This window comes from Paenibacillus barcinonensis (assembly GCF_003217495.1).
In the GTDB taxonomy this organism is placed as follows: Bacteria; Bacillota; Bacilli; order Paenibacillales; family Paenibacillaceae; genus Paenibacillus; species Paenibacillus barcinonensis.
Genome location: NZ_QJSW01000046.1, coordinates 1 through 4,596, shown reverse-complemented (window position 1 = coordinate 4,596; position 4,596 = coordinate 1). Strand labels below are relative to the sequence as shown.

Genomic DNA, 4,596 nt, shown 5'->3' with positions numbered 1-4,596 from the left:
CTTCCCGGACGGATCGGCACGGTGAACTGCGGGAAATTGCCTCTTTTATCCCCATCAATATCCTTCGTGCCTGTCCAGTAGCTGATCCACGTTGGAGCGATGCTGTCCTTGAAGCGACGAAAAACGAGTTCCCAGTTATAGTCGGCGATATCCGTGATTTCAAAATCGTACAATCGGCCAATGACCTCGACGGATACTTCGTCCGATGCAACGTGGTAGTACAAATCGGTATTCGCATCTGGCTGTGCTTCAATCTCTGGCTGCATAGGGTAGTCAGACGGTGCATTTTCCGCAATGTTACGAAACTCGACCTGGTAATCTCCCTCATCCACCCACACCGGGAGATAGAAGGTCGTGTCCAAGACGGGAACTTCAATATCAATCCACGTATTGCTTGGATAGAACTGTGTCCGGTCCGCACTATATACATCAAACGGGAAGCGTACCTGTTTGATCCGATAATACTTCGCATAGTCCCGATTTCCGTATCCCGGATACGAGCCTGCATCCAGATGCTGGCCGCTCGTCGGGATACGAACGGTAAACGGTCGCTCCAAAATGAGTGCAGATCGATTCATGTTCGGAACGGTCTTCTGGTTATGCGGCTGGTCATCCGACACGAGCGAGTAGTTTACCACCGGGGTATGCACCGTGACGGTATTAATGGGACTGACGGGGAACGTCTTGTCTCCGCTGCCTCCTAGTGTCGTCGGATGAAGGGCATACTGGATTTCTCCGCTGGACTCCGTATTCGCTTTGTTCAAACGCGTCTGTGGAATCAACAGCTGATCGGCATATAGTACCTGTTCTCCGGTACTTTTAAACGAACCGATCTTGGTTGGTGCCGGAATTTGTGTCGGATCGGGTCCGTTTTCGACCACGGTACTGCCGTCCATGACCTTTGTGGAGGAACCTTCCCACGTAAAGTCTAGTGCATCATTTTTCACATCAGGCGGTCCCGTTTGCCCTTCAGCCATCCCTTTTAACAATCCCTCATCATTCGGAATAGGTAACGGAGTATAGCCTGAACTAGCCAGTACCGGAGGCACATAGCTGATCTCCCCGGTCTCCTTCGGCATCACATGAATCTCCACATCTTCGTCGTGCTCCATCTCCAGCTCGGGTGGCGTGTACCCCTGTGGATACAGCGTAATACGCTCGCCGTCTGGCAGGGCGTAATTCTCCATCTCTGCCTGATCAATGAAATACAGCTCCACGTTGTTGATGTTCCAATAGCTATAGTTTCGCTCAAAGCTGAACGTGTAATGAACATCAACTGTATCCGATTCCTCTTTATCGGGTTGCGGTATAGATGTTCCATTCGGTCCAGGCAGGTTAGGCTGTTTTACCTTCCAGGTTTGAACATATGTCAGGTCTGCTTCACAGTTATACGTAATGGTGCCTTGCTGTTTACCGAACGTATGTTGGAACAGATAATTCATCGCCCACGTGTTGGCATACAGTTGCTCCGACGTTGGAATGCCTCGCGTGGCATCAAAATGGATGCCGTTTGTAGGGTCATCTGCTAGAATATGTCCTTGAGCCCCTGGATCCATAAATGCCGTCTGCGGGGAAGCCACTTCATTCGGTGGATTAATGGTAGGTCTGCAGGCTGCTTTTCCATCAGGCTCTGGATCAACGGGATTTGTTGTTATTTTTCGATATACCCCTACTACATTAGTACCTCCAAGATAATTCGTGAAATTTCTTTCTGATAACTTTAAATTTCTCTCTGGATCACCCGTTTGCACAAAATTTTGTTCATTTAACTTCCGTTTAGACTGAACATACGATTTCACTAATTTATAATTCTCACCTTGAAACGAATAAGTTTTATCTAACCTGACCGTATCTACTGGCTTACCCACCGGCCAATTCTTATCGTAATCATCTAGACTGCTCTCTACTTTCGCAGAATACATCTCTGCCCCTTCACTAGTCCTATATATCTTGGTAACCGGAAAATATGCATGGACAGTGACGGGAATATCATAGTATTGTCTGAACTTACTCGGGTCTGCCCAACTTTCAGCATTCTTTATACTCTGAAGAGTCACAAAATCTGTGTCAGGTCTGGATCCATTAATAACATGAAATATAGAGCTAAACCAGATCTGTCCACCGTTAGTTATCTTCTCCAGTCCAGCAGCTTCCAAAGCATCATTCACTTTATCTACCGGAACTTGGAAATATGTTGTAACTTTCCCACCCCCAATTTCTACTTCATCATATTGAGTTACCCTCACTACACCAAACGCCCCCCCTTGCTGGGGGGCACAATTGGTTAACGTGCATCTTGCGTTGCGAGCGATTGTAAAGCCCACCGTTTTATACCGAATGGATGTAGTTGCTGCTGTGGAGGTTGTACTAAATTTGATTGAACCATTCGGGTCAAAATCAATATTGTCCGCGGCAAATGTGAGAGGTATCCCACCGAAAAAAATAAATAATTCCATCGTTAAGGAAAGCATCAAAAAACATATGACAATTTTCTTAAGTAGCTTATTCATTTCACTTCCCGCAAAATAGAAGTTCTACTAAACAGAGTAGCCGTTCCACTAACCTTCAAATCATATGTATTCGAGTTCGTAGATAGCGGAATATCTGCGTATCCCTCATATTTTTTTCCTTTTTTTAATGTGCCAACATTTTCGAATAATTCATCAAACATAATGTTTTTGTATTTTGTATAGGACTTAATTTCAAAGCTAAATTTAGTTCGAATATAATATCCCGCTAGTCTATCCGCATCTGTCAACATAGAAGGCTCCGCTATCAAAGAACCTGTCATAATGATTTTATTCTCCTTTACCCATTTCACATACCGTCTCATATCGGCAAGTACCACCCTGAACCCTTGATTGTGATAAGAAAACAATTCATTGGCCCATTCTTCATCAATCGTTCTGTAGTCTACGTTAAGCAATAAGTTATAATAATTTTCCGTTGTTTGTTTCCACTGATCCATTAGAGCCTTATTGTTAAATTTACTGTCCTTCTTGGCAAGCTGCGCAGAAGTCGTATCTACAATAATATCAGGCTTCATCTCATACATTTCATTCGGATACTCTTCCAAAATATATGGGAAATCCTTCGCGTTTTTAGGTAAATTGGTCGTTCGGATGACCCGTCCCCATGGATCTCGCTCAGCATTTTTTGCTTTTTCAGCATTCTTTAGAGCCACGGTGTCCACCTGTAGCGTCTGCCCACCCCGCACTTTTAGAATGCGGTCTACAACGGTTAACGCCTGAGCACGGGTCGTTGTACCTCCCGGATCAAGATTTCCATTTCCCGTACCTGAGATTAATCCATGTTTGACAGCAAGATATAGAAAATCGTAATCATCCGTTCCCACTTGCTCGATTGCTCTCGCTGCAACGTGAACCATCTCCATACGCGTCATCGGTTGAGACCAATCGGAAGAAGGAAAATCTGATTCCACATACAACTGATTCAATTTGGCAGCAGCAACATACGCTTTATACCATGGAGCACCAGAAGCCGTAGATTCAGTCTCGTAGCCTAGCGATCCAATGACGATCTTTAAAAATTCCGCACGCGTTACCTTATTTTCCGGATAAAACATCCCGTTGGGATAACCACTGACAACCCCCTTATTAATTGCCGACCTTATGCTTGATTCTGCCCAGTGACCTTGGATATCCTTGAATGATAATAAACTTTCTCTTTCTGTATTACCTTCTGAATTTAACGTTTTCTGGTTGGCTTCACTACCCGAACCAAAGGTTATAGATGGCTCTGCATAAACCGGAATGCTAGCTGCTAACATAGATATCAGTGTACTCACCACAATTAGTTTCTTTTTCATCATCTTGATCCTCATTTCTATTAAAATTTTTTAAAAAAACTCTTCTAACTCTTTCTAATGCTCAACATCAGACAGACAAACGGCAGTTTATATCTGGCATTTTCATTTCAAATTCAACCATTGGAATTCATTACTTTTAGGTTACTTAATAACTACCATCTGCATCTTTTATTCTCTGGATTGCCTCTAACATTTCCTGCTTCTGTTTCAGAAGCTGCTGCGTACGTGTGTCTAGCTGATAGAAGAATACCTCTACTTTAATCCGTAATTTTGTTGCTGACTGCCCCTTCCAAGCATTTAACTTTTCGTACAGCTTTCGAGCTTCACGTTCATTCTCCTTCAGTTCACTAAGGATAAGATCCAACTCACGTTCGGCTTGCAATAATTGATCCAAATCTATCGTTATGTTGTTGCTCATTCTTATGTTTCCTTTCTTTAGCTTTCTATACTTTTCCTAAAACCTGGTACCTGCTTCTTATGTAAAGTTCGTACGCAATTCATTTAGCCTTAGTCGAATCACCTTCAGCAGACTAATCCCCTGAATTTCTACTTCTATCCCCCATCCGCCTTCACAAACAGATCGGCTTTATTCTGAATGTAATCCACGAGATCCGAGGTATGCTCCACATGCCATTCATCCAGCTGCTTAATGCTCATCTGCAGGTCCCATACGATCGGCACTAGACGCTTGCTATGACTGCTTTCCGTATATTCGAAAAAGTTACGTTGGATCCGTTCAAACGTTCGACTCATGTCTTGCGCCTGCT

Annotated in this window: 3 protein-coding genes and 1 pseudogene; all 4 read right to left on the bottom strand. The window is 43.8% G+C overall.

What is annotated here, in order from left to right; all coding sequences use genetic code 11:
* A partial coding sequence (locus tag DFQ00_RS28380; protein WP_208643832.1) for a DUF5704 domain-containing protein occupies positions 1 to 2,456 on the bottom strand: 2,456 nt, incomplete at its 3' end.
* Positions 2,457 to 2,506: 50 nt separating this feature from the next.
* On the bottom strand, positions 2,507 to 3,829 hold the full coding sequence (locus DFQ00_RS28375; RefSeq protein ID WP_208643831.1) for an S-layer homology domain-containing protein: 1,323 nt from the start codon (positions 3,827 to 3,829) through the stop codon (positions 2,507 to 2,509).
* Between the two features lie 145 nt (positions 3,830 to 3,974).
* Positions 3,975 to 4,247 (bottom strand): hypothetical protein, encoded by a 273-nt coding sequence (locus tag DFQ00_RS28370; protein ID WP_110899739.1) that lies wholly within the window; start codon positions 4,245 to 4,247, stop codon positions 3,975 to 3,977.
* Between the two features lie 134 nt (positions 4,248 to 4,381).
* Positions 4,382 to 4,596, bottom strand: a pseudogene (locus tag DFQ00_RS28365) (lipase family protein); the annotation flags it as partial.